Raw genomic sequence first — 25,914 nt, 5'->3', positions numbered from 1 at the left:
GAAAACGCTCTTCCTGTACCGTGAATGACCAACTGGAGGATCGAAGCGTGATTAGATCGATACTACTGATCGAAGATGATCCCAGGGACGTGGAACTCGCAGCCATGGCGCTCGAGAAGTTCAAGATGCTGAACAAACTGGATCATGTGTGCGATGGCGTCGAAGCCATCGACTACCTGACGCGGACAGGCAAATTTGCCAGTCGCCCAGACCGGCTGCCTGACGTCATCATCCTGGACCTGAAATTGCCACGCCTGAATGGCCTGGAAGTACTCAAGCGCATCCGCAATACCCCAGAGCTGAAGGCAGTTCCCTTCGTAGCATTTACCTCGTCCAACCTCGATGACGACATTCGTCAGGCATACGAGCTTGGGGTGAACAGCTACGTGGTGAAACCGCACAACTACAAGGCGTATATCGAAGCGCTATCAGATATTGGCCACATCTACGGTGCACTCAACGAAGTGCCAACCGAGCGCTGCTTGGTCCGTCGCCCGGCTCACCGCAGCGCCATCGAGCAGGATTACAGCGATAAAGCTGTCCACTGAGCAGTTCTATCCCGGCCTGCTCGATGCAACCTCCGGGGGCGCCCGCGGCAGATCGCCGTTATCGTACAGGGCAATGGCGCGCGACGAATCTTCACCTAGGCGCCCTGCCCCCAGTTCATCTCCAGACCACCGTCAATCACGAAGCTTTGCCCGGTGACGTAATCTGCTGCCTCGCTCGCGAGGTATACCGCCATGGAAGCAATTTCCTCCGGTTTGCCGGCACGCTTCCAAGGGATGTTCGGAAGCTCTTTATCGCGCTCCTCCGGATCATCCAGCCGTTGTGACGTCATTGGCGTATAGATCAGCCCTGGGGCGATCGCGTTCACATTGATCTTCATCGGCGCCAGCTCCAGCGCAAGGCTACGGGTCATGGCGAGCAGACCACCCTTCGCCGCGCCGTAAGGCACGTTATTCGGGCTCGGAATGGAGTCATGAACCGACGTCACATTGATCATCTTTCCAGCGCCGCCGGCCCGCTCACGGTATTTGACGAATTCACGGGCGCAAAAGAATGGCCCGTACAAATCGGTCTTTACAACCTTGTCGAATTCCTCATAGCTCAGGTCGCGCAGTGGTGCGCTCTTACCCGTGCCTGCGTTGTTAACCAGCACGTCCGGCGTACCGAGGATGTCCGCTACGGCCTGGAACAGCTGGACGACTTGCTGCTCTTGGATCACATCGACCTGCTTCACCATGCCCTGACTACCGGCTTCGCGAATCAGGCGCAGCGTCTCCTGTGCACCCTCTTCGTCACTACGATACGTCACGGCAACCTTCGCACCCTCCCGCGCGAAGGCGATGGCCATGGCCTGCCCCATTCCCGAATCGGAACCCGTAATGATGGCGATCTTGCCGTCGAGCTTGCCCATCTGTGTCGCCTCCTCTCGATTGGCCGTATGAATCGATTGCCTAATACCGCACTGCAAGCAACTGCATGCGATACCGCGCCTGGTCCAGTGGACCTTCGCCAGACAACCATTTACGCCTTCCATCCGTCGCAAGGCCAGCCCAGCGAGGCGGCACCCCGCTCTGCTATGAAGGTCGGTATCACTCGCCTCCAGGCCTATCCAGCTGCTCACAGACGATGCGCGCCGCTCATCGCGGTACCGGCCGGTTGGGACTACAAGATGCATCTGCCGCCAAGCGCGGCGGCTTTCGTCGGAATACCTAGACCGACTGGAACCGTGCTCATCGGGCGGACTCACTCCTACGTACTACCTGCCACTGATGCTCGGCGCAGGGATCCTGCAATGGGCGAGCGGCAGTCATCCGCACCTGCGAAGGTGCCTCCAAACGAAAGGTGAACACCATGGCCGATGAAGAACGTACACGCGAGCGGGCTTACGCGATCTGGGAATCGGAAGGCCGCCCCGAAGGCAAACATGATGATCACTGGGCGCAAGCTCAGGACGAATACAGGGAAGATAGCGGCAGCGACGGTTTGACGGGCGGCATCGAAAGCAGTGTCGCACCGCCAATGCCAAAGCCCGGTAGCGGGCGCAAACCCGGCGACGAGTAAAAGCGCCGACTTGGCCGAACCGCTGCCTTATTCCTCAAGCGGTTCGGCATCCCGCGCTTCACCAATCAGGTAGTAATGCCCGCCGGCGACGTGGTGCAGGCTGCGCAGCGAAGGGTCGGCTGTTTCGAACGTCCAGCGCCCGTTGGCAAATACCCGTGTGTCGGCCCACGCCCCCTCCACCTCAGCAATGAACAGATCGTAGGTCTGCTGGATATGCGGCTCAGGGATCAACCTACAAGCCAGCCATGCCGAGCAGCCTGCCACAAAAGGCAGGTCCTGGCCTTCGAAATCAATGAACTGCACCCCTGCCCGCTCAAGCTTGTCGGGCGAATCCGCCAATGAGCGGGTACCGACGATCTGTGTCAGCTGGAGCTGAGCGGCGGTCGGAATCTGGACGACGAAACGGCCACTGCCTTCGACCAGCTTGCGCGTGTGCGCGATCTTGTCGATGACGACTGTCAGTTTAGGCGGGGCGAAATCGAGGCCACAGGCCCATGCCGCCGCCATGACGTTCTCGTCCCCACCGTGGCGCGCAGATACCAGAATCGTAGGGCCGTGATTGACCAGGCGGTAGGCTTTATCGAGGGGAACGGGGGCAATGAGCGAAGACATATGGCTCCTAGGATTCGAGGTGAAAGGTTTCCGCGTACGAAGGTGCGCCACTGGCCCGCCGTGCGACGCGGTCGACTATCACGTTCGGACAGATAACGACGTGGAACGATCAGCGTCGATACAGGAACCCCCCCTGGATTCATAGCGGCAAGGACGCCCGCAGCAGCACCGGTTTCAAGGAAAAGGCAGACGTTACGCTCGCCACGCCTGGTATGGCCGTCAGTGTGTTGTTGAGAAACTGCTGATAAGCATTCAGGTCCCGGACGACGACCCGCAGGATGTAGTCATGATCGCCCGTCATCTGGAAGCAGCTCATGACCTGTGGTGCCTTCACGATCTCACGCTCGAACGCGGCCAGATAGTCCGTCGACTGCTTCTCGAGCCTTACCGAGACGAACACACTGACACTGCCAGCCAGGCGGGCCTCATCCAAGCGCGTGAAGTAGCCCTGTATGTAGTGCTCCTCTTCCAGCCGCTTGATCCGGCGCAGTGTTGGCGTCAGCGACAGCCCGATCTTCTGCGCGAGATCCCGCCAACTGATGCGGCCGTCTTCAGCCAGCGCCGAGAGAATCTTCAGGTCGATCCGGTCCAGTTCAGCCATGGTGCAGTCATGCTCTTGTTATTGGGGCCTGCCGTAGTGCGATCCGTCCAGCCTCTATCAGGCATTGGCGTCGGCAACCTACGAAACTGTCGAGTGGCAGCGCAATCGTACTCAAAAGACGCAACAAACGGCTTCACTTTGACGCAAAAAGCCTAGCGAAGCAGGCCTATACTCGAAACAGCACAACAACAATAACGAGCCGTCCGGCCCTGCACCGCGTCGCCACGACCACTGCAAGCCGGGTGCTGGAAGGCTCGACGAATCGAGGGCTGAAGCATGTCTTACCCAGGCAGCGACGCCATTTCCTCCGGCCAAAAGCCGGAAGGATGGCGACCATGAGCAACGCCGAACGACTCCAGCTGCACGTTCCCGAACCGAGCGGACGTCCCGGCTGCCATACCGATTTCTCCTATCTTCAGCTGTCGCCTGCCGGCGCCGTGGAAAGGCCGCCGGTCGATGTGTTGCCGGTGGACACTGCAACGCTCGCCTCGCAACTCATTCGCGTACTCGATGATGACGGCAACGCCGTCGGTCCCTGGGCTGAAGACCTTCCGGTCGAGAAGCTACAGGCCGGCCTCAAGGCCATGCTCAAGACCCGCATCTACGATGCCCGCATGATGACCGCACAGCGGCAGAAGAAGCTCTCGTTCTACATGCAGTGCCTGGGTGAGGAAGCCATCGCCATCGGCCAGACGATGGCGCTGCGCCCGGACGACATGCATTTCCCGACGTACCGCCAGCAGGGCATTCTCATTGCGCGCGAAGCGCCTCTGGAGGAGATGATCTGCCAGCTGCTCTCCAACGAGAAGGACCCCCTCAAGGGGCGTCAGCTACCGGTCATGTATTCCTACCGTGACCTGGGCTTTTTCTCGATTTCGGGCAACCTCGGCACCCAGTATATTCAGGCCGTCGGCTGGGCCATGGCCTCCGCGATCAAGGGCGACACCCGGATCGCCGCCGGCTGGATCGGTGACGGTGCGACGGCAGAAGGCGATTTCCACGCCGCACTCACCTTCGCCCACGTCTACCGGGCGCCCGTGATACTCAACATCGTCAACAACCAATGGGCGATTTCGACCTTCCAGGCCATTGCCGGTGGCGAAGGCATCACCCTGGCCAACCGCGGCCTTGGCTACGGCATCGCGTCATTGCGCGTGGATGGTAATGACTTCCTCGCCGTGCATGCCGCTTCAACATGGGCGGCCGAGCGTGCCCGCCGCAACCTCGGACCTACCCTGATCGAATGGGTAACGTACCGCGCAGGCCCGCACTCGACGTCGGACGATCCCTCCAAATACCGGCCTGCCGATGACTGGGAAAAGTTTCCGCTCGGAGACCCGATCGAGCGGCTCAAACAGCACCTCATCAACAAGGGTGCATGGTCCGACGCGCAGCACGAGGAAGCGCGAAAAGCGCTCGAGGCCGAAGTGGCCGATGCCCAGAAGCGCGCCGAGAGCCACGGCAACTTCACCAGCGACCATATCCCCAGCGCCGCCGACATGTTCGAGGGTGTCTACAAGGACATGCCCGTCCACCTGCGCCGCCAACGCCAACAGCTCGGGAAATGAACATGAACACGCAAACCAAGACCGACATGCCGCTGGCCGAGGGCACGCGCTCGTCCATGACCATGATCCAGTCGCTGCGCTCGGCGATGGACGTGATGCTCGAGCGCGATGATAACGTGGTGATCTTCGGACAGGACGTTGGCTATTTCGGCGGCGTCTTCCGCTGCACCGATGGCCTTCAGAAGAAGTACGGCAGCTCGCGGGTATTCGACGCGCCCATTTCCGAGAACGGGATCGCCGGTGCCGCCGTGGGCATGGGCGCCTATGGCCTTCGCCCCGTCGCCGAAATCCAGTTCGCCGACTACGTCTACCCCGCCGTGGACCAGATCGTCTCCGAGGCCGCTCGCCTGCGCTATCGCTCCGTCGGCCAGTTCACCTCGCCGCTGGTGTTCCGCATGCCGTGCGGCGGTGGCATCTATGGCGGGCAGACACACAGCCAGAGCCCCGAAGCCTTCTTCACGCAGGTGTGCGGCCTGCGCACTGTCATGCCCTCGAATCCCTACGATGCCAAGGGGCTGCTCATCTCGTCGATCGAGTGCGACGACCCCGTCGTTTTCCTCGAGCCAAAGCGTCTCTACAACGGGCCCTTCGATGGCCATCACGACCGCCCCGTGACACCGTGGTCGAAGCATCCCATGAGCGCGGTGCCAGACGGCTACTACAACGTGCCGCTCGATCGCGCCGCCGTCGTGCGGCCGGGCAACGACCTGACCGTTCTGACCTATGGCACCACCGTCTGGGTGGCAATGGCCGCCGCAGAAGAGACCGGCATCGATGCGGAAGTCATCGACCTGCGCAGCCTTTGGCCACTGGACCTCGATACGCTGGTCGCCTCCGTGCAGAAGACTCGACGCTGCGTCGTGGTCCACGAAGCGACGCGCACCTGTGGATTCGGCGCAGAGCTCGTCTCGCTGATCCAGGAGCATTGCTTCCACTACCTCGAAGCGCCCATCGAGCGGGTCACAGGCTGGGACACGCCTTACCCGCATGCACAGGAATGGGACTATTTCCCCGGCCCTGCACGCGTTGCCGACGCGCTGAAACGAACAATGGCGGAGCACTGAGCCGGATCGGTTGACCCAGTGGGTTGAAGTACACCGCAGCATCACTTGAAGTGCTCGCGCCGGGCACCGTTCCAGACAGCCATAACAATTACAGAACGAGGCGTTACATGGGTACGCATGTCATCAAGATGCCCGACATCGGCGAAGGGATCGCTGAAGTCGAACTGGTCAAATGGTATGTCGCTGTCGGCGATACCGTGACCGAGGACCAACACCTGGCTGACGTCATGACAGACAAGGCCATGGTTGAAATCCCCTGCCCTGTCATCGGGACGGTCGTATCGCTGGGCGGGCAGCCCGGCGAGGTCATGGCCGTCGGGTCCGAGTTGATCCGCCTGGAAGTCGAAGGCGCGGGCAACCTCAAGCCAGGCGTTTCCAAAGACCAACTGGCTGCCCAGCGGCCTTCGAGCCCCGCAGCGCAGGCCGAATCCCAAGAGCCGGCGAGTGGCGCCGGCGGCCAACCAAATGACGGCGCCAGCGAAGGTACGCTATCCGCACCGTCGACCCCCAAGCCCGGCGCCAGCGCTACGGACAGTACGAAGCCTGCCGCATCCGCTACCGGTGAAGGGCGGGATATCGGGATCAAGTCAGGCGCCCGTCACGATGCGCGATCTGCACCGACGCGTGCGCCGGGCGAGCCGCCGCTGGCCTCGCCTGCCGTACGCCAGCACGCATGGGATCTGGGTATCGAGTTGCGCTATGTCCAGGGCAGCGGCCCCGGTGGGCGCATTCTCCACGAAGACCTCGACAGCTATCTCCAGCAGCGGCACGAGCCTGTCACCACCAGCGGCGACCACAAGGCGCTGTATCGCAAGCGTGATGATGAAGAGCAGGTTCAGATCATCGGCCTGCGGCGCAAGATTGCCGAGAAGATGCAGGAAGCGAAACGTCGCATTCCTCACTTTACCTATGTTGAAGAGCTGGACGTCACCGACCTCGAAGCCCTGCGCATCCATCTCAACCATCAGTGGGAGGGTCGCCGCCCGAAGCTGACACTGCTGCCTTTTCTGATGCGCGCCATGGTCGTCGCCCTGCGTGACTTTCCGCAGCTCAACGCCCGGTATGACGATGACAAGGGCGTTGTCACGCGCTTCGGCGCCGTTCACCTCGGCGTCGCCACCCAGAGCGACGCGGGCCTGAGCGTACCGGTCGTGCGCCATGCCGAATCGCTGGATCTCTGGGAAAGCGCGACCGAGGTGTCGCGCCTCGCCGCCGCGGTTCGCAGTGGCAAGGCCACCCGCGAGGAACTGTCCGGTTCGTCCATCACCATCAGCAGCCTTGGCGCGCTGGGCGGCATCGTCAGCACGCCCGTCATCAACTACCCGGAGGTCGCCATCATCGGCGTAAACCGGATCGTCGAGCGCCCCGTCATCCGGCATGGTCAGGTCGTGGCTCGCAAGATGATGAATCTTTCCTCGTCCTTCGATCACCGCGTGGTGGACGGGATGGACGCCGCCGCCTTTATCCAGGCCGTGCGTGCGCTTCTCGAACACCCCGCTACCCTGTTCCTGGAGTAAACCAATGACGCCTTCGCTCGATACCCATCTGCTCATCATTGGCGGTGGCCCTGGCGGATACGTCGCGGCTATCCGCGCCGCCCAACTCGGCGTTCAGACCGTGCTGGTCGAAGCCCAGTCGCTGGGGGGCACCTGCCTCAACATTGGCTGTATTCCCTCCAAGGCCCTCATACACGTGGCTGACGAATACGCACGGGCGTGCCAGCAGGCGAGCCGCGCGGAACTGGGCATTCGCGTGCAGTCGCCCACGCTCGACATTGGCCAAGCGGTCAACTGGAAGAACGGCATCGTCGACCGGCTGACCACGGGTGTCGCCGGCCTGATGAAAAAACACGGCATACAGGTGATACAGGGCTGGGCTCTCATCGTGGATGGCAAGACGGTCGACGTTTCCGTCGATGGCCAGTCCGAGCCTCAGCGCATCCAATGCGAACACCTGCTGCTTGCCACCGGGTCGCAGTCGGTCGAACTGCCCAGCCTGCCCTTCGGCGGCATCGTGATGTCCGCCACCGAAGCGCTTTCGCCTACGCGTATCCCGGAGCGGCTGGTCGTGGTCGGCGCCGGTTACATTGGCCTGGAACTGGGCATCGCGTATCGCAAGCTTGGCGCCGAGGTCAGCATTGTCGAAGCCCTGCCGCGAATCCTGCCAGGCTACGACGCAGAGCTGACGCGACCGGTCCTCAACAATCTCGAACGCTTGGGCGTTTCCCTGCATCTCGGCCATCGCGTCGAAGGGTTGAACGCAGCAGGCGATGGCGTGCGCCTGAGCCGCGAAGGTCAGGAGCCGATCGAATTGCCTGCGGACGCCGTATTGGTGGCGGTGGGTCGACGGCCGCGCACAGGCGGCTTCAACCTCGAGGCGCTGATGCTCGACACCGATGGCCCGGCGCTGAAAGTGGATGATCAATGCCGCACCTCCATGCGTAACGTCTGGGCAATTGGTGACCTGGCCGGTGACCCGATGCTCGCACACCGCGCCATGGCGCAGGGCGAGATGGTCGCGGAGCTGATTGCCGGTAAACAGCGGCACTTCACACCAGCAGCCATCCCCGCCGTGTGCTTCACGGATCCGGAGGTTGTCGTGGTCGGGCTGACACCGGAGCAAGCGAAGGAAAAGGCCATGGAGGTGAAAGTCGGTCTGTTCCCGTTCGCGGCGAACGGTCGCGCCATGACGCTAGGCTCGACGGATGGCTTCGTGCGTGTGGTTGCGCGCGCCGACAACCATCGCATCGTCGGCTGGCAAGCGACAGGCGCAAGCGTGTCGGAGCTGTCGATCGCGTTCGTGCAGTCGCTTGAAATGGGTGCCCAGCTCGAGGACATCGCCGGCACCATCCATCCGCACCCGACCCTGGGTGAAGCGGTGCAAGAGGCAGCACTCAAAGCCCTGGGCCATGCGCTACACATCTGAGCTGCTGCGTCCGGGGACCATCTCCGCACAGATCCTCGACGAGGCCCTGCTTGCCTATGTGCAGGCGGGGCGTTCGCGCGAAGAGCTACTCGACGGAGCTGGGTTTCGGCCCGAGACGTTCGTCGACGAGGATGGCCGCATCCCCGCCGAGCGTTTCGGTCGGCTTTGGAAACGACTCGCGCGGCGGTTCGATGATGAGTTCTTCGGCATGGCGCCGAGGCCATTACGCGCGGGCAGTTTTTCCTTCATGGCGCGCACCGCCTGCCTGCAGCCCGACCTTGGCCAGGCGCTAGGCCATACGTTGGACTACCTGCGCCTGATGACTGGTCTGCAGGCGGAATTGCGGATCTCCGGCTCAGAGGCGCGGCTCACGCTTGCTGACAATACGCAGCGAGCATTCACCGGCTTTACCTTCTGGCTGATCGTGCATGGCCTGGCGTGCTGGCTCGTCGGGCGGCGGGTACCCATCAATGAGGTTCGGCTGCGGGCATCGGCACCGGCGGATCTCAGCGACTACAGGACTCGCTTTGGTGAGAACCTACACTTCAATGCACCGCAAGGCTGGCTGGCATTACCGGTGGATGCGCTTGCCTTGCCCGTCCGGAAGGGGCTGGCGCACCGGCCTGGCCCAGTCAAAGCCGCTTTGTCCTTACCCATCAATGGCGAACCCACTGGTGTCCTGCGCAGTGTTGGCGTGACTGACGTAGAACTGGCCTATACAGCCAAGACGCGAAAGGCAGGCGTGCGATCGCAAGGCCTTGCGCCAGTTGATCAGTTCCTCAACGAGGCCCCGGCGAACCTGCTCGTTCACTATCAGGACCATGACAGCCTCGCCAAGCGCGTAACGGCCCACCTTCGTGCCCTACCGCCTGCCGACTGGCCGGATCTGGATACCATGGCAGCCGAACAGGACGTATCCCCTGCCACCTTGCGTCGTCGGCTTGCGGAAGCCGGGCAACCCTATCAGGCAATCAAAGACCGTCTTCGTCGCGACATGGCGCTTGCCTCGCTTGCAGACCCTGGGGTTACCCACGCGCAAATCGCCGCGCGCCTGGGCTTTGCGGATTTGCGCTCGTTCTACAAGGCTTTTCGCAAGTGGACCGGCACTACGCCGGGCGCCCACCAGCAGCGACTGGGCTCAGCGAACTCAGCGGCGGCTTCTGTGCCACTCAACACCGTTCGTATCGTTTCGGACAGGGACGCTGCAATCACCTGCAGGAACACACTGCCTTCGTAGCAAGGGCTTTAGCCCCCCGGCTCTGCCGATCCGAATGCACCGTAGGGCGGGTGAAACCCGCGCTGGGTTTCCTGACTACCGAAACCGAACCAGCCGCTTCGCGAATTTCACATAGCGCTGCGCACGGATCGACCGCTTGTCGACTTCAAGTCAACCTGAAACGGTTCAGCTTAACTACTTAAAGAATTCCTCTCGCGCGGTTTCAAGTCCGCAATGGCCAAGCCGATAGCAGGGTTGTCCGCTGTGCGCGGCAACCACCGGTGAGGCGGTCACCGGTCTCAAGACTTCAGGGTCGCTTCCATGAATATCAAGCAAAAATTGACATGGGCTTTCGCAACCATCGCTTCCATTCCAGTCATCCTGGTGGCCATCGTGGTCATCCTGAATGTCAGGAATCAGGCGACGCATAATTTCGAAGACAGCAGCAGCCGCGAGATTCGCCAGATCGAGAACGCGATGAAGCTGTTCTTCGACGGCATTACGCAGAACGTTGCCTACCTTGCACAGAGTCCTGAGATTACCAACGCAGGCCCTCTGAAAAGCTATGTCGGTGCCGATGCCGCCACTTCTCCGTTACCGGAAGCGAACCAGCAGCTGTTGCAGGCGTTCGACCGCTTCGCGAAGACGCATCCGACCACCGCCTACCTCTCCCTGGGCCGGCCCGATGGCACCTACGGCATCTGGCCGGACGATCCGAAACTCAGCAGTTATGATCCACGGGTTCGCCCTTGGTACAAGACGGCAATGGCCTCACCCGGCCAGACCGTACGCACCGGCGCTTACTATTGGGCAGCGGACGATGCCGTGCTCATCGGTACCGTCAGCACCATCCGAGGCGCAGCCGGGCAGCCGGCCGGCGTCGTTGGGGTCGACGTTTCGCTCAAGCAGCTGATGGACCTCATCAAGCGGATCAAGCTCGGTGAAAGTGGTTACGTCATGCTGGTCGAGAAGAGTGGCAACGTCCTGGTCGACCCAGCCGCCCCAGCCCATACCTTCAAAGTCCTGCAGGATCTCGGCGACGGCTACACTGACCTTGCCAAGACCAGTGGCCTGGCTGAAGTGACACTGAATGGAAAGGTCTATATGGCCAACGTCTGGACATCGGATGCGCTGGGATGGCAGTTCATCGGTCTGATCGAGCGGAGTGAAGTCATGGCAGATGCCAACTCGCTGGCCTGGCAAATTGTCGTGATCGCCGCCGTATTGGCCGTGGTATTTGCCATCGCCGGAGCTGCGTTCGCCGGTCTGATCGTCCGCCCCATCCGCAGTGTGGCAGGTGGACTGGAAGGCATCGCACAGGGCGAAGGCGATCTCACGCGTAGCCTGGACGTCAGAGGCAAAGACGAAACGGCTCTGCTGGCGCGCTGGTTCAATCAGTTCCTTGGCGCCATCCGCCAACTCGTACAGCGCATTAGCGGGGCTTCGGATTCGCTGCAAAGCGCGTCCAACCACGCAACCCAAGTCGCACAGAATATGAACAATGCGGCGGGCCGGCAGCGCGAAGCGGTAGAACTCGTTTCCACCGCCTTCAATGAGATGGTCGCGACCGCCAACGAAGTCGCCCGCTCGTGCAGCCATGCGGCTTCATCGGCTGACGCCGGCCAACAACAGGTTCAGGATGGCCAACTGCAGATCGACGAAGCGACAGGCAGCGTTTCCCAGCTGAGCGAAAACCTGCTGCAAGCGACCCAAGCCATGCAGGTGCTTGAGCAGGACAGCCAGAACATAAACGCGATCCTCGACACCATTCGGTCGATCGCCGAGCAGACCAACCTGCTCGCCTTGAACGCGGCGATCGAAGCGGCCCGTGCCGGCGAGCAGGGTCGCGGGTTCGCGGTGGTGGCTGACGAAGTACGTGCCTTGGCCAAGCGCACCGCCGATTCGACCGGCGAGATCGACAGCCTTCTTGGCGGCCTCGCCCGCCGTACACAGGAAGTGACGCGCCAAATGCAGAACAGCCTGAGCATGTCCAAGACCAGCGTCGAACGCATCAGCGAGGCCCGCGAGAGCTTCGAGCGCATACGCGGTTCGGTCGACCAGATCCGCGACCAGAACACACAGATCGCCACGGCCGCCGAAGAGCAGCACCAGGTCGCAGAGGACATCAATCGCCACATCGCGCAAATCCACGAGGACGCCTTGCTCGTCGAACAATTCGCGACCGCCGCCAAAGCCGACTCACAAACGTTGTCGGCCATTTCGGAGGAGTTGCACGGGCTTGTTGGGCGGTTCAAGACGTGACGAGGACTGATCGGACCGCTGCAGTTGAATGCAGGCGTGGATAACGCTTCGCGGTATCGACCCTACGACTCACCGGAGCCCAGCGCCCGGAGATAGGGTTAGCGAAGCGTAACCCACCGCAGCGATCGACACGGCAGCGAATTCCTCTCGCGGTCGAGCAACTTACATGGGTCGATCGCGCTGCTACCGAACCACTTCGACCGCCATGGCCGTCGCTTCTCCACCCCCGATGCAGACAGCGGCTACACCACGACTCAGGTTACGGCGACGCAGGGCATGGATCAGTGTGACCAGAATGCGAGCACCGGATGCGCCGATGGGGTGGCCGAGCGCACAGGCACCGCCATTGACGTTCAGCCTGGCGTGATCAATATCCAGCTCGCGCATCGCGGCCATGGCGACGACGGCGAACGCCTCGTTGATCTCATACAAGTCCACGTCATTGCGGGACCAACCCGTCTTCTCGAACAGCCGCTGGATGGCACCGATAGGCGCGGTGGTGAAATCGCCGGGCGCACGCGCATGGGCGGCATGCCCATGAACGATGGCGAGCGGCTTCAACCCTAACCGATCAGCCACCGATTGACGCGTCATGACGAGTGCTGCGGCGCCATCCGAGATCGAGCTGGCATTGGCGGCAGTCACTGTCCCATCCGGCCGGAACGCCGGCTTCAGGGTCATGATCTTGTCGCGATTGGCCTTGGGCGGCTGCTCGTCGCTGTCGATACGCACGGTGCCTTTTCGTGTGGTGACATCGACCGGAACGATCTCCTCCGCAAAATCGCCTTCCGCAATCGCACGCGTGGCCCGCTCCAGCGAGGCAATCGCGTAGGCATCCTGCTGCTCGCGGGTGAAGCTGAAACGATCAGCGCAGTCTTCGGCGAAGGTACCCATCAATCGACCCCGGTCGTAGGCATCCTCAAGGCCGTCCAGGAACATGTGATCCAGCACCTTGCCGTGGCCCATGCGGTAGCCTGCACGAGCCTTCTCGAGCAGATAAGGTGCGTTGCTCATGCTTTCCATACCGCCGGCCACGAGAAGGTCCGCGCTGCCGGCACGCAGCATGTCGTAGGCAAAGATCGCCGCCTGCATGCCGGAACCGCACATCTTGTTCAACGTCGTGCACGGCACGCGCGTCGGCAAGCCTGCGCCCAGCGCCGCCTGCCGCGCCGGTGCCTGCCCCAACCCGGCCGAAAGCACGCAGCCCATCAGGACTTCATCCACCTGGTCCGGCGCAATACCCGCGCGGGACATGGCAGCCTCGATGGCTGTGGCGCCCAACTCGGGCGATGTCCTGGCGGCAAGATCGCCCTGAAAACCACCCATAGGGGTACGGGCCGCTGCCACGATCACGACGGGATCGTCCATAGTGCTCTCCTTCATTTGGCCGCCATGCGCAAGGCGCCATCCAGCCGGATGACCTCACCGTTGAGCATGGTGTTCTCGAAGATGTGTTTCACCAGCGCGGCGTACTCGCTGCCCTGCCCCAACCGCTGCGGGAAGGGGATGTCCGCCGCCAGTGCATCCCGCACCTCCTGGGTCATTCCCGCCATCATTGGCGTCTCGAATATCCCCGGTGCGATGGTGACGACGCGGATGCCGTGCCGAGCCAGCTCCCGCGCTGCCGGCAGCGTCAACGAAGCAATCGCGCCCTTGGAGGCGGCATAGGCAGCCTGCCCGATCTGGCCGTCGTAGGCCGCAATCGAGGCGGTGTTGATGATCACCCCTCGCTCGCCATCCCCTTCCGGCTCCGAGCGCGCAATGAGTTCAGCAGCCAGCCTCAGCATGTTGAAGCTGCCAATGAGGTTGACATTGACGATGCGGGCGAAGCTGTCCAGACCATGCGGACCTGCCCGGCCAAGAATGCGCTCCCCGCCCACGACACCAGCGCAGTTGACGAGCCCATGCAGGGCGCCACGCTCGCGGGCTATTGTTTCGATCGCGTCACGAGCCGCTCGATCTTCCGTTATATCGGCAACGATCCGAAGTGGGTTACCCGCTACGGCGAGCGCCTGCTGATCCAGCGCTTGCGCGTTCACGTCCAGCATCACTACGTGTGCATGCTGCTCGGCAAGACCGATAGCTGTGGCTGCGCCTAAACCCGACCCAGCGCCCGTAACCAAGATCACTTTGCCAGTTACATCCATCGCCGCTACCCCCGCGCTGTGTGCCTGTCGGCCATAATCAGGAAATGCACAGCGCAGAACAATGGCCTTAGCGCTCTGCTCACTTGAGCGATACGGCCACCGATGTGCACCGGAACTGGCACTGCTCGCTCGCAGAGCATTGTCCGCATGAATCGGTGCCTGCCCCTTTATGTGGGGAAATTCCCCCTGCCCTGGTAGCGGGTCCACTGAAATAGCACAGGCGACGTTCGCCAAAGACTGAAGCACACCGCAGTTCGAGCCTCTATCGGGGATTGCAATGCATCAAGGCCAGCATGAATGTCTATTGCTTTTTGCGGTTTGAAGTTTCGGTGGTGCCGGTAAACCTAAAGATTAAGGCTTCGCTGCCGCTAAGATCGGGTCACGGAGATCGCGCGATATGCCCACCCTGAATAAGACACGCCGCAACGTCCACCTTATGCTCGCCGCCTCGGTTATGCTTTTCATAACCATTGGCGTCGCGTTTTATATCAGTGCGAGGCTCACTGTGAACGATGCTGCGCGAGTCGCGCACACCGAACAGGCGATCACCAGAATCAATGAAGTGCATATCGGCGTCCTTTCAATCATGGCTGCGGGGCGTGGCTACATCGTAAGTGGCCAGGCTGAGCATCGATTGATGTACCTGCAAGCGCTTGGGCAGCTACCAGCGGCCATTAACCGGTTAACTGCTGCGGTGTCGGAGAGTGCTGGACAAAGGGCGAACCTTGAAACGCTCCGAACCCTGATCGAGAAGCGACTGACACAGGTCGGCATCACTATCGAAGCGTTCGATGAAGGCGGCTTCGAACATGCTCGAACCGGCATACCCCGCGATGCGCTGGTGACCAACGAAGCACTAAGCGCCCAGATCGACAATATGATCCGGGTCGAAAAGGAGCTTCTTGAGGAGCGTATGGAAGCGTCGAACCGAAGTGCCAGCTGGCTGATGGCCGCCTCCCTGGGCGGAATACCGCTCGGCCTGTGCCTCGTCGCACTGGTCTACGCGCTACTTTCCAGGGAGCTGAAACGTCGCATCCTTGCCGAGCACACAACGGCATCGAGCTCCGCACACTTACAGACTACTATCCAGCAACTCCAGGCGACGTCCAGCGATCTGAACGCCCTGGGCGATTATTCGGGCTACCTGCAAAGCTGCGAGAACGTCGACGAGGCGCTGGTTGTAACCGCCCAGTTAATGACACGCCTAGCGCCTGATATCAGTGGCTTTGTCTATCTCACCAAAGCGTCGAAGAACTATCTCGAGCTTACGAGTCAGTGGGGGCCGTGTACCTATCCTGTATCGCAAATAATGTACCCAAATGAGTGCTGGTGCCTCCGGCGTGGTCAGCATCACTTCTCCGAGCTCATCAGTCATTCACCGAACTGCGCGCATGTGACGCCCACATTAGCTTCTGGTGAAACCTGGCTATGCGTAGAGATGGCAAGCCAGGGGGTACAACTTGGCGTAGTTGTTCTACAAGGGCCCAGCGAGCGCGTTCATGAGCGCTCGTCGATACTGGAGGCTGGTGTGGAGCAACTCGCACTATCGGTCAGCAGCCTCCAGCTCCGTTTGAAGCTCAAGTACCAGTCCACACGGGATGAACTGACTGGTCTCTACAATCGGCGTTATCTGGAAGATGCATTTGACCAGCTTCACTCGCGTAGTGTCCGGCATGAGAAACCGTATTCGCTCTTGATGCTCGACATCGATCACTTCAAGAATTTCAACGACACGTTCGGCCACGCTGGAGGCGACGCGGTGTTGGTAGAGGTCGGGAAGCTCATGGCGACCCTGCGCAGCGAAGATATTTCCTGTCGATATGGTGGCGAAGAGTTCGCCATCGCTTTGCCTGATGCCGACAGCGAGCAAGCGAAAGTCGTGGCGGAGCGGATCCGTGAGCGCATCCAGCACATGGTCGTAGAGCTGGCTGGCAAGACTTTGCCTACAGTAACCGCGTCCATCGGGATCGCGACCTTCCCTTCGGACGGGACGGAGAATAATGAGCTTCGGATCAAAGCCGACCTCGCACTGTATCGGGCAAAGCGTGAAGGGCGGAACCGGGTAATCCACTTTGATCCGTCGTTGGATATAACTACCAAGGAAGTGACTTGACCCAGCACGCTACGGTTGCAATATCCCGCTCCCCTGGGTCAGTGGTCCCTGGGCAGGATTTGAAAGGGTCAAGACGCCGCTAGCGCAGCCGAGAAACATGCCGTACGAAGCCGCCGAACACGGCTCGTATCGAGCCTATTGCGGCGACGTCACGCCGCCAGGTATTCGTTGTAGAAATCAAGCGAGGCAAGGTTCTTGTCCTTCGCCTCGATCATGAGGTCGAAACGGTCCAGGAACTCGCAGGCGTAGCGGTTCGTCCAGTCGTTCCACATGCGCTTGCTGTGACCGTAGAGGTCGCGCTTGCCCACCTTCTCCAGCACAGTCGGCATTTCCAGCTTGCGGGTCGGCCAGAAGCCCAGCTCGATGAGCTTCTCCGGTGGCTGCGAGTAGTGCATGGTGGGCCGCACGCCACGCCAGCTTTCCAGAATTCGTTCGACGCGCTCCTCGTAGGGATCGATGTATTCGTCTTCATTGATCCAGCAGTGGTGGATATCCAGCACCACCGGCGCCAGGTCAGCAAGCCCCAAACAGTCGTTCACGCCATAGGTTTTTTCTTCGTTTTCGAAGGTGATGCAATTGCGTGCCTCCTGCGACAACCGTGGCCACACCGCGCGAATACCGTCTGCGCCCAGACGTCCGGCGATATGGATGTTGCACTTGAAATCCTGAAACTGCCGGCCATAGCCCATCATGCGGATCATGTCGGCGTGGTATTCGAATTCGGCAATGCTGCGCTCGACCACATCAGGGCGGTCCGATCCAAGCACGCAATACTGACCGGGATGAAGTGAAAGCCGTATACCGTTGTGTCGCGCCAGCGCGCCGATGTCGCTGAAGCGCCCGGCCAGCCAGTCCTGTATCTCCGGTTGCTGGTAATACGCAGCCACTTCGTCATGGCTGTAAAGCGGCAACAGATCGCTGCTCAATCTGAGCATGCGAAGCGGCGCGGGCAAGCCACCCACGTACTCCAGCAGGCGCAATTGAGCATCCAGATTATGCTCGACCACGTCCCGCAACTTCGCCTCGGCGGCTTCGCGCTTCACACTGTTGATCCAGCGTAACGTGGTCGTGCGCGGATTGAAGGTGCGCTCGATTGCCTCCAGCGCCTTGAGTGACTCGCTGTGCCCGGGATGACGATACTGGCAGGCGAAACCGATGCGATACATGAAGGCAATTCCTCAGCAGGTGATAGTGCTTAGTGTGCCCCGAGCCCGCTTCGGTGCCCTGCAATACCGCTGAATGCATGAAGGACGTTGCACCGCCTTGTGGGATGGCGCGTCCAGTGCCGTTAGCCCTGCTCCCGTTGCTGGAATGCGTCGCGAGCAAGGCAAACGGCCGCGTGATTCGAATCCGCCCATTCAACGAGTGCTTTCATGGGTACGAGGAAGGAATGACCTATCTCGGTAAGCGCATACTCCACTCGCGGCGGGACTTCCGGATAAACCGTACGGTGCACGAAACCGTCCATCTCCAGGCGCTTGAGCGTTCGGGACAGCATTTGTTTGGAAATGTCCTCGACAACGCGGCCCAATTCGTTGAAACGAAGTGTCCGCTCCGCCAGCGCCTCCAGCACCAGTAGACTCCATTGATCGCCGATACGGTCCAGCACGTCGCGAATCGGGCAGGGTTGTTCGAAAACGATGTTCTGCAGTTCATTGCGCATGGATCTGAATCTCAAGCTGATGGTCGCCGGGGATGACGTGGTCGCGGGAATGTGTGGCTTCCGATAGCGACGCGGCAGCGAACCTAGCATCACCCGAAGTCTCGGTCTTCAAAAAAGACCTTCAGCCCACCAGAACCTATCATGGCGCTGCCGGGGCGTGTGGCAAGGCGCCGCTGGGGTTGCTTTCGGTTCACCAGGGGGGCTCGTGTGCCACGTCGCCGGTCATACCGAGCGCAGCCGATCAAGGCTGACCGATCTGCATATCCACCCCGGCAATGGCCAAGGTGATCGCGGCGGGCTGTGGTCGATCTCTTCGCAGTGAAGCACGGCGCAGTTACCGAGCATTTGGGTTATCCAGAATACCTCCAGCTAGGGCTAGAACGGTGTTCCAGGCACCTGGACGTGGGTGTCGGCGCGCATGCCCCGCCGGTCAGTCGGCAGCCGCGTACCGACAACCTCCTGCTGTTCCATCGTGTCACATGGACATTCGCCGGAGGGAGTCTCCTGTCATGAATGTCCGCCTGGCGAAAAGCCTCGTTTGTTCGACCCTACTCGTGATGACAATGAGTCACTCGGCGGTCGGCGCTGTCGACTCGTGTCCCGACAGTCGCAGTACCCTGGTCCATGATCGCAACAAGGCCTTCGATGGTTTCGTCCTGTTCGACGGCAGCGATGGCAAGACTCACCTGATTGATCTTACCGGACGGGAAGTCAATCGCTGGCCTTATAGTGGCTTTCCGTCCGTGCCTGTTCCACCCCAGCGGGCCCATGGCGCGAAGGGCCACGTGCTTGTGCGCTTGAGCGACGTCTCGAAGCCCCATGAACTCGCGGCGGCAGGTAACGGCCTGCTGAACCGCAGCGTGGGCGAAGTGGACTGGAACGGCAACGTCATCTGGCGCTGGGGCGACGAAGCGAAGCCAGCCTACCAGCACCACGACATGCAGAAGCTGCCAAGTGGGAACACACTGATACTCACCAGTGCGCTGACCCCGCTTGAAGGCTTCGCAGTGCCCGAGGTCATTGACGATGTGATCCGCGAGGTTGATGCCGAGGGCCGTGAAGTCTGGCAGTGGCGACTTTCAGATCATCTCGACGCGCTGGGCTTTACACCCGAGCAGCTTGCACTCGTGAAAGGCTGGGACGATCCGGACTTCATGCACCTCAATACGCTTGCGCCGCTAGGGCCCAACCGTTGGTTCGATGCGGGCGACGCGCGTTTCGCACCGGACAATCTCATGGTCAATTCGCGCAGCGCGAACCTTGCGCTCATCATCGACCGTCGCACGGGAGAGATCGTCTGGCGACTTGGGCCCAATTATCCAAAAGCCAGACTGGCAGGCCCGGTACCGCGCCCCATCGACCAGATCGTCGGCGCGCATGATGTTCATATGATTCCTCCCGGCCTGCCGGGCGCGGGCAATATCCTGATCTTCGATAACCAGGGAAATGCCGGTTTCCCCCCGGCGTACAAGGGTATCTTCTCGGCATCTCGCATTCTCGAGATCGATCCGCAGTCAATGGACATCGTCTGGCAGTACACCGCCATCGACTCGGGTCGAGCGCCCTGGACATTTTTCAGCGCCTTCATCAGTAACGCCCGCCGCTTGCCGAACGGTAATACCCTGATCAATGAGGGGCAAAATGGAAGGGTGTTCCAGGTCACGCCGGACGGCGAGATCGCTTGGGAATACGTCAGCCCATACACCGGCAAAACCATGCCTACCGACCGCTACGAAACCAATCGTATCTATCGTGCCGAGATGGTGGACAAGGATTGGGTTCCTGAAGGAAAAAGCCAGCGGTGTAAAACACGCGATAATGAGCACGACTGAGCGGTGCGCACACCGGCCTATGACTCAACAGATGCCGGTCCAAGCGCTCCGCGTGTGATGACGGCCGTTCAGCCGCCCTAACCCAACGCGTCTTCGTAATCCCGCAAGTACTCCTTGGCCAGCGAGGTCTTCTGCCCATCGGTCAGGATCTTGCCGGCTTGCTGGAAGAAGGTGTGCTCTTCATCTTCAAGGTGGTGGAAGATCTTCTCCTTGAGTTTCTTCGCGGTGGCGATCCAGGACGGGCTGGACGGGTCGGTCTCTTCCAAGGTTTCCAACATTTCATCCATTTCGTGGTGCTCGGCCACACCGTGGCGAGACAGGTCGACACCCTTGTCATCCTGCATCAATGGTGAATAGAAGAAGCGCTCCTCGGCGCGGGCGTGTGCCAGGAGCTCGTCCTTGAGGCGCTCAAATAGCTCGGCACGCTCTTCGGAGGCGCCGTGAGTGGCAATCAAGCGCTCGGCCAATGCCCGCTGGCGGTCATGGCTTTCACGCAACGCTTCGAAAATCTGCATGGGTCGCTCCTTGGTGGAATACTTCGACCACGCGTGGCCGCTTCGCTATGTCAGACCCAACCGGCAGAATGACGGTTCCGGTAGGCCTGCAAGGCTGGATGGCCCAGCCTGGCCCGGACGGATCAACGAACCAGATGCAGGAACTGCATATGACGCTCGTACTGGTCCAGCACGTCGTTGATGATCTGTTCGCGGGTGTAGCCGGTCAGGTCATAGTCCTGACTGCCTTCACTCAGGTGAACCTCGGCACGGTAGTAGCGGCGATTCCGGAACTCCTGGTTGCCCACACCCGCACGGGCAAACGATGGCGTGAAATAGCCCCGCATTCTCACTTCATAGATGAAGGGGTGCTCCTCGCCGTGGTCGATCTGCAGGCTGACGGTGTCGTGGGCAGCGTTCTCCTCGGAGAGCACCGTCAGGCCCTTGTCTGCGAACACTCCGGTCACGTCACCAATCGCAGGGCGCACGGTGTCATCCATGAACCGGTAGACCTCATCACGTGAGGGGAAATGCACGGCCTGCGCGACGCGCTGACGCCATCCGCCACGGCCTCTGCGGGTCGGCATCTGGATGGGCGCCAGGGAGTGCAGCCGCGCGATCTGGCGCTGCGATTCCAGATAGAACGCCTTGTGCAGCCCCCACATCATGCCGACAAGAATCAGCGAGAATGGCAATGACGTGAGCACGACCGCGGACTTCAGCGAGTCAATGCTGCCAGATGCCAGCAGGCCGATCGTGACCAGCGCGACCACCCCGCCCCAGAATACGCGCAACCAATTCGGACCATCTTCGTCAGGCCCGCCACCGTGAGACGCCAGCGTCGACAACACCACGGTCCCTGAATCGGCCGAGGTGACGAAGAACACGAAACTGACGAACACCGTCACGGCAATGACCACCTTGCTCCACGGATACGCTTCGAGCAGCAGGTAAAGGCTGCGCGACGGGTCGGTCAGCGCGGACTGGGCGAGCGCCGTCGCGCCATGATCGAACACCTGAACCAGCGCGCTGTTGCCGAAGATCGACATCCAGGCAAGGGTGAAGCCCAGCGGGATGAACAGAACACCGAAGACGAACTCACGAATGGTCCGACCCCGTGAGATGCGTGCGATGAACAGGCCTACGAATGGCGACCAGGCAATCCACCATGCCCAATAGAACACCGTCCATCCACCCAACCAGGACCTGGACTCCTCGTACGCGTAGAGATCGAAACTCTTGCCGGGGAGCGCGCCCAGATAGTCGCCCAAATTCTGGACCAGCGTGTTTAGCAGGTGCTGCGTCGGGCCGGCAAACAGTACGAACAGCAGCAGCCCACAGGCGAACAGCATGTTCAGGTCAGACATGACCCGTACGCCCTTGTCGACACCCGAAACCGCGACGGTGATCGCTGCGCCCATCATGAGGACGATCAGGCAAACCTGCACCCACTGACTGTGGGGCAAGCCGAACAGGACGTCGAGGCCTGCGTTCAGGTGCAGCACGCCGAACCCCATGTCGGCGCCCAGACCGAAAATGGTGGCGATGATGCCGAAGGCATCGACGGCGTAGCCGATTGGGCCGTTGATGCGCTTGCCGATCAGCGGATACAGCGCCGAACGCAACGCGAGCGGAAGGTTGTGGCGGTAGGCAAAGTACGCGAGCGCCATGCCGACAAGGACGAACACACCCCAGCCGTGCAAACCCCAGTGCAAGAAGAGCAGCTGCATGGCCTGCCGGGCGGCTGCCTCGCTCCCTCCCTGCCCTATGGGTGGTTGAAGCGTGTGCGTAAGGGGTTCGGAGACACAGAAGAAGAACAGCGTGATGCTGATTCCCGCCGCGAAAAGCATACCTGCCCAAGAGAGGTAACTGAACTCGGGCTCGTCATGGTCGGCACCGAGCTTGATCTTGCCGTAGCCCGACAGTGCGATGACAACCACGAAGACCAGATACACGCTCACCACCAGCATGTAGTACCAGCCGACGCTGTCCGCTGCCCATTCCTGGGCTCGGGCCAGCCATATTCCTGCAGCTTCCGGCATCGCGATGACCGTGATCGCGAACAGGAGGATGGCGGTGGCAGCGAAGTAGAAAACGGGAGGATTCATGCGGACCTTGTCGAGGTCCCGGGCCGGCGGCATATTCATGCTGGCCCTCCGGCTATTGTCAAAGCCTGTACGACATCAAAACAGGGATGATCCAAACGCGGTTACCTCCAAAGCGCCCGGCGGGTTGCTTTTTATTGAACACGCGTTCAATTAAAACACGGAGCACCTGCCATCGGCCAACCCGACCGACCTGCGGCGCCGCTTCGGTTCGGCGGTGGGAACGTTTGGGATCATTGACCTGTCGCCAGCGCGCCGCTGGACGAGCCCCGGCGGGGCCGGATGAAGATGGCGGCGCAGCCCGCCGCAGCAAACGCCGTCAACGCGGCAAGCGTACCGGCCTGCGCCAGGACCATGCCGAACAGTGGGGTACCGGCAGTTTGTCCCAGTGCGATGAGCAGAAACGGTACGCCTAGGCCCAGATCCGGTCGATCAGGCAACAGCTCGATACCCTGAATCAGGTACGTGCCCGAGGAAACGATATACGCACCGCCGAACAGAGCCATTGCCCCGTAGGCGAACGGAACAGCCACCGAGGTCATCGCCAGCATCAACGTGCCAATCGCCATCGCGACCAAGGCGATGCCGTGAATACGGTGCGATCCGAAGCGATTCGTCAGCACGCCCGTCAGCGAACCGCTGATACCTGCGACGCCCAGAATGATCCAGACGCCGGCAATCTCACCATTCGAGAAGCCGTACTGCGCACGCAGGACATCCGCGCCGAATGTCCATACGGCCGTACTCGCGAGGCCCATCAGGAACGCACTGATACAAAGCGGCGACAGGCCGGGCCGTTTCAATGTGCCAAGCGAAAACGAGTGCCCACGCTGGCTTGCCCTGGCTGGAATGGAAAACCACAGCCACACCGTCACGGCAGCGCCGATGGCGGCGAATAGGAGGTATAGCTCGCGCCAAGCTCCCGCCGCGGCTAATGCCGCCATACCGGAAAAGACGATGCCCGCGGCCGTGCCCGCGTTGATCGTCCCGTTTGCCTTGGGCCGGTCATGGTCCTGGAATCGCGCCGAGACGGCAGCGGCCAGCGGTGGCGACGTCAGCCCTGTGCTCAGTCCCGCCAGCGCGATCCCCGCACCAAGTGGCCAGGCGGATGTGGCGAGGGCCACCAGCACCATGCCGGCGGTTGCGGCGAGTGCCGCCCCCAGCACAACGGTTCGCGGTCCAAAACGGGTCGTCCCCCAGAACGCGGCCACGATGCCAACGCAATACGCGGCGAATGCACTTCCTCCAACCCAGCCCGCCGCCGTGACGCTCAGAGAAAGGTCATCACGGATCTGCGGCAGCAACAAGCCATAGGCAAATCGCGCCAGACCGTAGGAAAGCGCGGTAAGCGCGAATGCCGCCGCTACAAGGTTCACGCCTCGCCTCATGCTGGGTTACTCCGCGTCAGATTTACCAACAGTAGGGCTGCCCGCTTCGCCTCGTCGATGACGGCTATCGGTGCCACGCTCGCGGATGCCGTGGCGCCCTCGAACAAAAGCCAGATCTGCAACGCGAGCGATTCGTCGTACCGTCCGATGGCAAGGCCTACACGCCTCGCCACTTCCTCGAGGAAAGCCTGCTTCTGTTGCTGCACCAGCGTGACCACGGCTTCGCTCGCCGAGGCATACTCGCTACGCGCCCGCAGCAGCATGCAACCCCGAGCACCATGGTCCGCCATCCACTGACGCAGGGTATCGAAGAGTGATCCGACCGGATCGTGACCCTCGGGCTGCGCGGCCAGCTGTTGCATGAAGCTGGTGTGCCGAGCCTCCAGAACGGCAAGGACGAGCCCATCACGTGACCCGAAGTGTTTGTACAGCGTGCGGGTGGATACCCCAGAAGGCTCTATGACGCGGTCGATGCCGACGCCTCGGAAGCCTTCCAGATCGAATATGCGGGATGCACCCGCGATCATTTCTCTGCGCTTGTCCATAGGCTTCAATGTAAAACGATCGCTTTACAAGTCAAGCAGTGCGGTCTTCTGAAGCCACTGCCAGATTGGTGGTTCAGACCAGCGGGCCACAGGCGTCAGCAATGCCGTTCGATAATCGCACGCTACGCTAGATTGCCAATTGATTGCGGTGTCAGCAGCTTGCACGATGGCTGGCGCAAAGCGGCAGATGTCTGCACGGCGTCGTACCGCCCGGACCATAACAACGATAAGAATGGAAGACGTGCTCATGCTGAAGCTCTCGAAGTCCCTGGCCGCCCTGCTCGTGGCCGGCACCCTCCTCGTTCAAGGCCAAGCCCGGGCGGAGGAGCCTGTCGTCACGCTTAAGCTCGCCCATTTCCTTCCGGCCCATTCCGTGACACAGGCAAGGTTCCTAGAGCCCTGGACCAAGCGAATCACTGAGCAATCCAACGGCCGAATCCAGTTCCAGTTCTATCCGTCGATGCAACTTGGCGGTACACCACCCCAGCTGGTCGATCAGGTTCGGGATGGCGTAGCCGACATCGTCTGGACGCTTCCGGGCTACAGCAGCGGTCGATTTCCCTTGATAGCGGCGTTCGAATTACCTTTCATGAACAGCTCGTCGGAAGCGGGCAGTCAGGCCATGTGGGATTTCGTGGAAAAGCATGGCCAGAAGGAATTCGGGGACATGCATTTGCTGGCGACCCACCTCACCGACGGCGCTTTGGTCCATACCACGAAGAAGCCGATTCACACGCTCAAGGACTTCCGCGGACAGAAGCTGCGCGCGGCGAACCGCACTGCTGCCAAGACGATAGGCCTGCTTGGTGCAACACCGGTCGCCATGCCCGTACCGCAGGTGCCTGAGTCTCTGTCGAAGGGCGTCGTGGATGGCGCCGTTCTTCCTTGGGACGTTGTTCCGGCGCTCAAGCTTCACGAGCTGGTGAAATATCACACCGAAACCGCGCCCGGTACCCCTGCACTGATGCACACCGCATTGATCGTCGCGATGAACAAGGATGTGTACGGGAAGCTGCCGGAGGACCTCAAGAAGGTCATCGACGACAACAGTGGTCGCGCCCTTTCCAGGGAAGCCGGCCTTATCTGGGACAACCAGGTGATCGAGACGGGCCATAAGCTGGCCGAGTCCCGCCAGAACGCGCTCTACGTGCTTCCGGCTGACGAACAGGAAAAATGGATGAAGGCGACCGCTCCGGTCAGCAAGGACTGGGTGAAGGATGTTGAAGGCAAGGGTTACGAGAACGGTGAAGCGCTTCTTGAGGAAGCTCGCCAGATGATCGATCACTACAACGTACAACGCACCCAGTAAGCC

The 25,914-nt window shown here is 61.1% G+C and carries 22 protein-coding genes and 1 pseudogene; 12 read left to right on the top strand and 11 right to left on the bottom strand.

Features of this window, described 5'->3' with window-relative positions:
- Window positions 1-47: 47 nt before the first annotated feature.
- A complete protein-coding gene (locus ACY8D3_RS04090) occupies window positions 48-548 on the top strand; it encodes a response regulator (protein WP_462381865.1) in 501 nt (166 codons plus the stop codon).
- A 95-nt stretch (window positions 549-643) separates the two neighbouring features.
- On the opposite strand, the gene ACY8D3_RS04085 is transcribed toward ACY8D3_RS04090, so the two are convergent.
- Window positions 644-1,417, bottom strand: coding sequence for an SDR family oxidoreductase (locus ACY8D3_RS04085; protein WP_462381863.1), 774 nt, complete (start codon window positions 1,415-1,417; stop codon window positions 644-646).
- A gap of 440 nt (window positions 1,418-1,857) precedes the next feature.
- On the opposite strand from ACY8D3_RS04085, the gene ACY8D3_RS04080 reads away from it, so the two are divergent.
- Window positions 1,858-2,067, top strand: a complete 210-nt coding sequence (locus ACY8D3_RS04080) for a DUF2934 domain-containing protein (protein ID WP_462381861.1) — start codon at window positions 1,858-1,860, stop codon at window positions 2,065-2,067.
- A gap of 27 nt (window positions 2,068-2,094) precedes the next feature.
- On the opposite strand, the gene ACY8D3_RS04075 is transcribed toward ACY8D3_RS04080, so the two are convergent.
- Window positions 2,095-2,679, bottom strand: coding sequence for a flavin reductase family protein (locus ACY8D3_RS04075; RefSeq protein ID WP_462381859.1), 585 nt, complete (start codon window positions 2,677-2,679; stop codon window positions 2,095-2,097).
- Between the two features lie 139 nt (window positions 2,680-2,818).
- Window positions 2,819-3,280 carry an Lrp/AsnC family transcriptional regulator gene (locus tag ACY8D3_RS04070; RefSeq protein WP_462381857.1) on the bottom strand — a complete coding sequence of 154 codons (462 nt, stop codon included), beginning with the start codon at window positions 3,278-3,280 and terminating at the stop codon, window positions 2,819-2,821.
- Between the two features lie 335 nt (window positions 3,281-3,615).
- On the opposite strand from ACY8D3_RS04070, the gene ACY8D3_RS04065 reads away from it, so the two are divergent.
- The 7 genes and pseudogenes from ACY8D3_RS04065 to ACY8D3_RS04035 all read left to right on the top strand — a co-directional run bounded on the left by ACY8D3_RS04065 (window position 3,616) and on the right by ACY8D3_RS04035 (window position 12,315).
- On the top strand, window positions 3,616-4,848 hold the full coding sequence (locus ACY8D3_RS04065) for a thiamine pyrophosphate-dependent enzyme (RefSeq protein ID WP_462381855.1): 1,233 nt from the start codon (window positions 3,616-3,618) through the stop codon (window positions 4,846-4,848).
- Between the two features lie 26 nt (window positions 4,849-4,874).
- A complete protein-coding gene (locus ACY8D3_RS04060; RefSeq protein WP_462384237.1) occupies window positions 4,875-5,912 on the top strand; it encodes an alpha-ketoacid dehydrogenase subunit beta in 1,038 nt (345 codons plus the stop codon).
- A gap of 107 nt (window positions 5,913-6,019) precedes the next feature.
- Window positions 6,020-7,429, top strand: coding sequence for a dihydrolipoamide acetyltransferase family protein (locus ACY8D3_RS04055; RefSeq protein WP_462381854.1), 1,410 nt, complete (start codon window positions 6,020-6,022; stop codon window positions 7,427-7,429).
- 4 nt (window positions 7,430-7,433) lie between these two features.
- Window positions 7,434-8,837, top strand: coding sequence for a dihydrolipoyl dehydrogenase (lpdA, locus tag ACY8D3_RS04050; RefSeq protein ID WP_462381852.1), 1,404 nt, complete (start codon window positions 7,434-7,436; stop codon window positions 8,835-8,837).
- Window positions 8,821-10,074 carry an AraC family transcriptional regulator gene (locus ACY8D3_RS04045; RefSeq protein WP_462381850.1) on the top strand — a complete coding sequence of 418 codons (1,254 nt, stop codon included), beginning with the start codon at window positions 8,821-8,823 and terminating at the stop codon, window positions 10,072-10,074. Before lpdA ends, ACY8D3_RS04045 begins: the two co-directional genes overlap by 17 nt.
- Before the next feature lie 300 nt (window positions 10,075-10,374).
- Window positions 10,375-11,412: pseudogene (locus ACY8D3_RS04040) on the top strand (cache domain-containing protein); the annotation flags it as partial.
- Window positions 11,413-11,547: 135 nt separating this feature from the next.
- Window positions 11,548-12,315 (top strand): methyl-accepting chemotaxis protein, encoded by a 768-nt coding sequence (locus ACY8D3_RS04035; RefSeq protein ID WP_462384235.1) that lies wholly within the window; start codon window positions 11,548-11,550, stop codon window positions 12,313-12,315.
- Between the two features lie 183 nt (window positions 12,316-12,498).
- On the opposite strand, the gene ACY8D3_RS04030 is transcribed toward ACY8D3_RS04035, so the two are convergent.
- Complete coding sequence (locus ACY8D3_RS04030) at window positions 12,499-13,683, bottom strand: acetyl-CoA C-acyltransferase (protein WP_462381848.1); 1,185 nt, start codon at window positions 13,681-13,683, stop codon at window positions 12,499-12,501.
- Window positions 13,684-13,694: 11 nt separating this feature from the next.
- Window positions 13,695-14,462, bottom strand: coding sequence for an SDR family NAD(P)-dependent oxidoreductase (locus ACY8D3_RS04025; protein WP_462381847.1), 768 nt, complete (start codon window positions 14,460-14,462; stop codon window positions 13,695-13,697).
- Between the two features lie 397 nt (window positions 14,463-14,859).
- Between ACY8D3_RS04025 and ACY8D3_RS04020 the strand changes: the two genes are divergently transcribed.
- Entirely contained in the window at window positions 14,860-16,575 is a 1,716-nt protein-coding gene (locus tag ACY8D3_RS04020; RefSeq protein WP_462381845.1) for a sensor domain-containing diguanylate cyclase, read from the top strand.
- A 149-nt stretch (window positions 16,576-16,724) separates the two neighbouring features.
- Here the strand turns inward: ACY8D3_RS04020 and ACY8D3_RS04015 are convergent, their stop codons facing one another.
- Window positions 16,725-17,741 carry a UV damage endonuclease UvsE gene (locus tag ACY8D3_RS04015; RefSeq protein ID WP_462381843.1) on the bottom strand — a complete coding sequence of 339 codons (1,017 nt, stop codon included), beginning with the start codon at window positions 17,739-17,741 and terminating at the stop codon, window positions 16,725-16,727.
- A 122-nt stretch (window positions 17,742-17,863) separates the two neighbouring features.
- Window positions 17,864-18,238, bottom strand: a complete 375-nt coding sequence (locus ACY8D3_RS04010; protein ID WP_462381841.1) for a winged helix-turn-helix transcriptional regulator — start codon at window positions 18,236-18,238, stop codon at window positions 17,864-17,866.
- A 509-nt stretch (window positions 18,239-18,747) separates the two neighbouring features.
- On the opposite strand from ACY8D3_RS04010, the gene ACY8D3_RS04005 reads away from it, so the two are divergent.
- Complete coding sequence (locus tag ACY8D3_RS04005; RefSeq protein WP_462381840.1) at window positions 18,748-20,070, top strand: aryl-sulfate sulfotransferase; 1,323 nt, start codon at window positions 18,748-18,750, stop codon at window positions 20,068-20,070.
- Window positions 20,071-20,147: 77 nt separating this feature from the next.
- Here the strand turns inward: ACY8D3_RS04005 and ACY8D3_RS04000 are convergent, their stop codons facing one another.
- The 4 genes from ACY8D3_RS04000 to ACY8D3_RS03985 form a co-directional block, all read right to left on the bottom strand.
- Window positions 20,148-20,585 carry a hemerythrin domain-containing protein gene (locus tag ACY8D3_RS04000; protein WP_462381838.1) on the bottom strand — a complete coding sequence of 146 codons (438 nt, stop codon included), beginning with the start codon at window positions 20,583-20,585 and terminating at the stop codon, window positions 20,148-20,150.
- 122 nt (window positions 20,586-20,707) lie between these two features.
- A complete protein-coding gene (gene betT, locus ACY8D3_RS03995; protein ID WP_462384233.1) occupies window positions 20,708-22,672 on the bottom strand; it encodes a choline BCCT transporter BetT in 1,965 nt (654 codons plus the stop codon).
- Window positions 22,673-22,902: 230 nt separating this feature from the next.
- Window positions 22,903-24,057, bottom strand: coding sequence for an MFS transporter (locus ACY8D3_RS03990; RefSeq protein ID WP_462381836.1), 1,155 nt, complete (start codon window positions 24,055-24,057; stop codon window positions 22,903-22,905).
- Window positions 24,054-24,602, bottom strand: a complete 549-nt coding sequence (locus tag ACY8D3_RS03985; protein ID WP_462381834.1) for a TetR/AcrR family transcriptional regulator — start codon at window positions 24,600-24,602, stop codon at window positions 24,054-24,056. Before ACY8D3_RS03985 ends, ACY8D3_RS03990 begins: the two co-directional genes overlap by 4 nt.
- Window positions 24,603-24,849: 247 nt before the next feature.
- Between ACY8D3_RS03985 and ACY8D3_RS03980 the strand changes: the two genes are divergently transcribed.
- On the top strand, window positions 24,850-25,911 hold the full coding sequence (locus ACY8D3_RS03980) for a TRAP transporter substrate-binding protein (RefSeq protein ID WP_462381832.1): 1,062 nt from the start codon (window positions 24,850-24,852) through the stop codon (window positions 25,909-25,911).
- The last annotated feature ends 3 nt before the right edge of the window (window positions 25,912-25,914 follow it).

The organism is Pseudomonas sp. Marseille-QA0892 (assembly GCF_054950135.1).
Note: the sequence above shows the minus strand (reverse complement) of the source record. Positions and strands in the feature narration are given on the sequence as shown.